We start from the raw sequence: 6,062 nt of genomic DNA, 5'->3' as shown, positions 1-6,062 counted from the left end.
GCCCAGCCCCACGCCGCCGTCGCTGACCCCGCGCTGCACGAACGGCTCGAAGACCTTGCTCAACCAGTCTTCGGGCAAGCCCTGGCCGTGGTCGAGAATCTCGACGCGCAGCCAGCCATCGTCCTGGCGGTACAGGCTCAGGCCGGCATCGCCGGCGTGGTGCAGGGCGTTGTCGATCAGGTTGGTCAAGGCACGTTTCAATGCCAGCGGGCGACACGTGAGCATCAGCGGCGGCGCGCCGTGCCAGGCGACGGGCTGGCCCAGGCGCTGATAACGCTTGGCCAGGTCATCCAACAAGCCGTTCAGCGAAACGCTGGTGGTGGGTTCCTGCAGCGCATCGTCGCGCACGAAGTTCAGGGTTTCGCGGACCATCGCGCTTAATTCCGCGAGGCTTTCGAGCATGTCATCGCGGGCCGCGCCGGGCTCCAGCAACTCCACTTGCAGGCGCAATTCGGTGATCGGTGTATTCAGGTCATGACTGACCGCTGCGAGCATCCGCGTGCGGCCTTCGACATGCCGGGCGAGGTTGGCCTGCATGGTGTTGAAGGCCGCGGTGAGGTCGCGGGCTTCCTGCGCGCCACGCTCGGGCAGCGGGGCGATCCATTCGCCGCGACTCACGCGTTGTGTAGCGCGCGCCAGGGTTTTGATCGGGCGCACCACGCGCGCGATAAAAAACATCACGATCAGCAGCACCGGCAGTGTGGTCACCGGCAAGCTGTAGGCCAGCACGCGGCCCCATTCATAAGCCCCGGCGGGGAATTGCACGGCGTTCAGGTACAGGCCACCCGGCAGTGCGACGCTGCTGCGCAGGCGCAACGGTGCCCAGCCGGCCGGGCTGAACACGTGGGTGCGGGCGTTGGCGCCGCTGATGCGCTCCAGTTGCATGCCGATGGCGGCGGCGCTGTCCAACTGCAGTTGGCTGCGCAGTTCGTTGGCCAGCCGCTGTTCTTCCGGGCGCAGCTCAAAGGGCGCGACCTCCGGCGTGGGTGCAATCCAGAAGCGCGCGTCGTCGCTGCTCATGGCCGCCAGCAGGTGCTCGGTTTCCGCCGCAGGCAGCTCGAGGGCGGTGTGATGCGCGGTGTTCAAGCGTTCCAGGGCGAAGCTGCGAGACAACGGGTGGATCAGGCTGCCGGTGCGTTGCAGAAACAGCATTGCAATGGCATTGGAGGCGAGCAGTGCCAGCAACAACAACATGCTCAACTGGCGCGCCAGGGTTCGCGGCCAGAGCCTGCTCAGGGCGTGCATTCAGTGACCTCGGCCGCCAGCAGGTAACCGCCGCCCCAGATGGTGCGCAGCAGGTCCAGGGTCTCGTCGCCCTGGGCCAGCTTGCGGCGCAGGCGGCTGACCTGGCGGTCGATGGCGCGATCGCTGACGTCGCTGTCGGCGGCGGCGGTCAGGTCGATCAGGCGTTCGCGCGGCAACAGCGTATTGGGGTGGCTGAGGAACACTTGCAGCAGGCGGCTTTCGACGGTGCTGAGTTGGATGGCCGGGCCTGCGTCGCGGCGCAACGTCGCACTGCTCACGCTGAAGTGCCAGCCGGCAAATTGATAGGCCCGCGCGCCATTGCTCGACGCCGCTGGGCCGGTGTTGCGGCCCTGGCGGCGCAAAACGCTGTTGATGCGCGCCACCAGTTCGCGCGGCTCGAAGGGCTTGGTGATGTAATCGTCGGCCCCCAGGTCCAGGCCCCGCACGCGGTCGGCGGCGGTGTCGCGGGCGGTCAGCAGGATCACCGGTGTATTGCTGCGCCGATGCAGTTGGTGGCACAGCTCAAAGCCATCGCCATCCGGCAGCAGCACGTCGAGCACCACCACATCAAATGCCTGGGTCTTGAGCAATTGCCACATGCCGGCCGCGTCTTCGGCGGTGCGCACATCAAAGGTGTGGCGCCGCAGGTAGGTGGCCAGGGGTTCGCGGATTTTGCGGTGGTCATCCACCACCAGTACACGCGGTGCGACAGGCGCAGGGGCAAACGGCATTGCAGCCCTCGGGAGGTTGAGCGGGAGAGGGCGGATATTACTACGAGTCATTATCATTAACGCTGTTTTTGTCGCGATGTGCCGGTATGCCGTTCCATGAGTAGGACGATCAAGGCTGTTTTTGCCGTCTAGCGCAAAATTGATGCGGGTTTTAAGGTGTATGCACTTTGGAGGATCACCATGAAAAAACTCATCGGCATCTACACCAGCCCTCGCGCTCATTGGGTCGGCGACGGCTTCCCGGTCCGCACGCTGTTTTCCTACGACTCGATGGGCAAGCACATCAGCCCCTTCCTGCTCCTGGACCACGCGGGCCCGGCCGATTTCACACCCACCGAGCAACGTCGCGGCGTCGGCCAACACCCGCATCGCGGCTTTGAAACCGTGACCATCGTCTACGACGGCGAAGTCGAGCACCGCGATTCCACCGGCGCCGGCGGCAAAATCGGCGCAGGCGACGTGCAATGGATGACCGCCGCTAAAGGCATCCTGCACGAGGAGTTCCATTCCCAGGCCTTCGCCCGTAGCGGCGGGGTCATGGAAATGGTGCAACTGTGGGTCAACCTGCCTGCCAAGGACAAAATGGCCGAAGCGGGTTACCAGACCCTCGTCGACGCGGACATCCCCGTGCTGCCACTGGCGGACGACGCCGGGCACCTGCGCCTGATCGCCGGCGAGTTCGCCGGCACCCAGGGGCCGGCGCGTACGTTTACGCCGATTGACGTGTGGGACCTGCGCCTCAACGCCGGCAAGCCCGTGACCCTGGACCTGCACGCAGGGCGCAACACCGCGCTGGTGATCCTGAGCGGCACCGTGTTGGTTAACGGCGAAGAGCTTGCACGCCCAGGGCAATTGGCGTTGTTCGAGCGCGACGGCAGCCAACTCACTCTGGAGGCCAACGACGACGCCAAGGTCCTGCTGCTCAGCGGCGAACCCATCGACGAGCCCATCGTCGGCCACGGCCCGTTTGTGATGAACACCGAGCAGGAGATCCATCAGGCGTTCGTGGATTTTCAATCGGGCAAATTCGGGCGGATGTGAGCCTGAGGCAAAAAAACGCGAACACTGACTTTTCTGTGGCGAGCGGGCTCGCCACAAGAGGTCCGCTCGCCACAATGGCGTCGCATTACATTTTGTTTCCGGTTTCTTCATTTCATGCGATCTTCCCGTCATTCGCCCTGGAGTCGCCTGGATGCCCTCATTTATCGCTGATCACCCGATGCTGTGTGCCCTGGCGCTGATCTTTATCGACATCGCGGTGTGGCGCCTTATCTCCGCCAACCTTGCCAACTGGAAGCTGGCGGCGCGCCTGGCGATTTTTGCGGTGTTCAGTGCCGTGCTGTTCAACGACGGCATGAACCCCATGCAGCTCGCGCCGTATGCCGATAACACTGCCTTGCACCTGGCCGCCACGGCCTTGCAGATCGGCTGGTGGTTGTTTGCCGCGCGTACGCTGACGGTGTTACTGGGCGCGGTGATGATGCAGCGGGTCGGTCACACCGGGCGGCTGTTGCAGGACCTGATGGGCGCTGTGATCTTCCTGATCGCGATCATCGCCGCCATGGCCTACGTGCTCGACCTGCCGGTCAAGGGCGTGCTGGCGACTTCCGGCGCGGTGGCGATCATTGTCGGCCTGGCCTTGCAGAGCACCCTCAGCGATGTGTTTTCCGGGATCGTGCTCAACACCACCAAGCCTTATCAGATTGATGACTGGATCTCCATCGACGGCACCGAAGGCCGGGTGACCGACATCGACTGGCGTGCCACGCGTCTGCAAACCTCCCAGGGCAGCCTGGCGGTGATTCCCAACTCATTGGCGGCCAAGGCCAAGATCATCAATTACTCGCGCCCGGCGGACATGTTCGGCCTGGCGGTCAGCCTGCAGGTCAGCCCTCATGCGCGCCCGCAAACCGTGATTGAAGCACTGGAGCGCGCGATGCAGGGTTGCCGGCCGCTGCTGGCCAAGCCGGCGCCCAATGTGGCGTTCAAGACCTCCGCCAGTGGTGGCGTGGAGTATGAAATCAGCGGCTTCGTACCAGCCATGGCCCTCAAGCGCGAGGTGCGCAACCAGCTTTACGACCTGGCGTTCCGGCACCTGCAGGCGGCGGGCGTAGGGTTGTTGTCGGCCACCGAAAGCGGGGCACCACCGGCCATGTCTGCCGCGCGGGCGTTGCTCGAGCGCTCGTCGATTTTCTCCACCCTGCGCCAGGAAGAGAAAGACACCTTCAGCCAGAACATGACCCTGCACACCTACCGCGCCGGCGAGATGATCCTGCCGTCCGGGGAAGTCAGCGATCATCTGTTTATCGTCGAGTCCGGGGTGGTGTCGGTGACGCTGACCAAGGGCGGGCACAAATTCGAGGCCGGGCGCATGGGGCCGGGTGAGGTGATTGGCGAGGCCGGGATTCTGTCCGATGAAGCGGCCCTGGCGGATTTCTCCGCCAAGACCTTTTGCACGCTGTACCGCATCGAGAAAGAGTATTTGAAGCCGTGCCTGGATGCGCGTCACGACATCAGCGAGGCGATGAAGTCACTCTTGGATTTCCGCCTCCACGCCGCGCAGGCGCTGACCCAGGAGGCACCTGTGGTGCCGGTCAAGAAAGGCTTTTTACACTGGTTGCGCCAGCGCGGTCTTTGAGGGTTCGAAACATTCCTGACAGGGTAAAGCGTTGTGCTAGCTTTTCGAGCTTGAATGACACTCGGAGGATTCACCGTTGATCCGACTCACCGACTACATTGCCCACTTCATCCAGTCACCTTTGGCGCCGTGGGCCGCCCTTGCGCCCTGGGCGCTGGTGACTCAGGCGCCCGCCGTGGTTCGCCAGCTATTGGCCGAACTGCCGCCTGACGAATACCGCGTGCAGGACGACATCGCCATCCACCGAACCGCCATCGTCGAGCCGGGTGCATTGCTCAAGGGGCCGCTGATCATCGGCGCCCATTGCTTTATCGCCAGTGGCTCGCTGCTGCGCGGTGGTTGCTGGCTGGACGCGCACTGCATCATCGGCCCCGGCGCCGAGTTGAAAACCTCGTTCGTGTTCAGTGGCAGTAAGCTGGCGCACTTTAACTTTGTCGGCGATTCCGTACTCGGCCACGGGGTCAACCTGGAGGCGGGGAGCATCGTTGCCAACTACCGCAATGAGCGTGAAGACAAGGACGTGCAGGTGCGCGTGGATGGCAGCCTGCAGCGCACCGGGTGCGACAAGTTTGGCGCGTTGCTCGGTGACCAGTGCCGCATCGGCGCCAATGCAGTGCTGGCGCCGGGGGCCATTCTGGTACCTGCCAGCGTGGTTGGCCGTGGCCAAGTGTTCGACGCAGAGGCCACGATTTAAACGCGACGTTGAAAAGATCATGGTGTACGGGCAGGATATTAAATAGAATGAATCTCATTTGAGACTTAATCGCGCCCGTGCAGGTTGCTCGCCATGAATGATGCTGTTGTCCCTACGCACGTCCCTGAACTGACTTTGTCGAGTTTGTACCGCGACCACCGCAGTTGGCTGGAAAGCTGGCTGCGGCGGCGCCTGGGCAATGCCTGGGATGCGGCCGACCTGAGCCAGGATACGTTCCTGCGGGTGCTCGCCAGTGCGCAGCCGATTGCGCACATGCAGGAACCCCGGGCGTACCTGGTGACCGTCGGCAAGCGCTTGCTGGTGAATTTCCATCAGCGCCGTAGCCTCGAACAGGCCTACCTGAATGCGTTGGCCACCTTGCCCGAAGCCTGTGTGCCATCCCCCGAGCAGCGTTGGCTGGTGCTGGAAACCCTGCAAGCCCTGGATGAATTGCTCGATGGCTTGCCGGTAGTGGTCCGCCGCGCGTTCCTCTGGAGCCAGTTGGAAGGCCTGGGTTACCGCGAGATTGCCGAGCGCCTGGAGGTGTCCGAACGCACCGTGAAGCGCTATATGGCGCAGGCCTACGAGCACTGCCTGCTGGTTCAGCTGTGAACCGTGACGTCGCGCGCGCCGCCGCCGAATGGCTGGCGCTGCTGGAATCGGGTGGCGCCACCGAGCGCGATCACGCCGCCTTGCAGCACTGGCGCGACAGCCATCCCCAGCACGAACAGACCTGGCAACGCGCGCAAACCTT

7 protein-coding genes are annotated in these 6,062 nt (G+C 63.8%); 5 read left to right on the top strand and 2 right to left on the bottom strand.

Annotation, left to right across the window (positions count from 1 at the left end; translation table 11 throughout):
- Both WBR57_RS10050 and WBR57_RS10045 read right to left on the bottom strand, forming a co-directional pair.
- Positions 1-1,212, bottom strand: a 1,212-nt coding sequence (locus tag WBR57_RS10050; RefSeq protein ID WP_424083697.1) for an ATP-binding protein, incomplete at its 3' end; no start/stop codon positions are given.
- 20 nt (positions 1,213-1,232) lie between these two features.
- The gene (locus WBR57_RS10045) at positions 1,233-1,976 is read right to left on the bottom strand and encodes a response regulator transcription factor (RefSeq protein ID WP_424083695.1); all 744 of its coding nucleotides are present in this window, start codon (positions 1,974-1,976) and stop codon (positions 1,233-1,235) included.
- 180 nt (positions 1,977-2,156) lie between these two features.
- Between WBR57_RS10045 and WBR57_RS10040 the strand changes: the two genes are divergently transcribed.
- From WBR57_RS10040 to WBR57_RS10020, 5 genes are all read left to right on the top strand, one after another.
- Positions 2,157-3,017, top strand: coding sequence for a pirin family protein (locus WBR57_RS10040; RefSeq protein ID WP_424083694.1), 861 nt, complete (start codon positions 2,157-2,159; stop codon positions 3,015-3,017).
- Between the two features lie 151 nt (positions 3,018-3,168).
- Positions 3,169-4,614 (top strand): mechanosensitive ion channel domain-containing protein, encoded by a 1,446-nt coding sequence (locus WBR57_RS10035; RefSeq protein WP_424083693.1) that lies wholly within the window; start codon positions 3,169-3,171, stop codon positions 4,612-4,614.
- A gap of 76 nt (positions 4,615-4,690) precedes the next feature.
- Positions 4,691-5,308, top strand: coding sequence for an LpxA family transferase (locus WBR57_RS10030; RefSeq protein WP_424083692.1), 618 nt, complete (start codon positions 4,691-4,693; stop codon positions 5,306-5,308).
- A gap of 93 nt (positions 5,309-5,401) precedes the next feature.
- A complete protein-coding gene (locus WBR57_RS10025; RefSeq protein ID WP_424083691.1) occupies positions 5,402-5,920 on the top strand; it encodes a sigma-70 family RNA polymerase sigma factor in 519 nt (172 codons plus the stop codon).
- Positions 5,917-6,062: DUF4880 domain-containing protein (locus WBR57_RS10020; protein ID WP_424083696.1), on the top strand; the 146-nt coding region annotated here is incomplete at its 3' end. The genes WBR57_RS10025 and WBR57_RS10020, both read left to right, overlap by 4 nt.

The organism is Pseudomonas sp. (assembly GCF_049590575.1).
GTDB lineage: Bacteria > Pseudomonadota > Gammaproteobacteria > Pseudomonadales > Pseudomonadaceae > Aquipseudomonas.
Note: the sequence above shows the minus strand (reverse complement) of the source record. Positions and strands in the feature narration are given on the sequence as shown.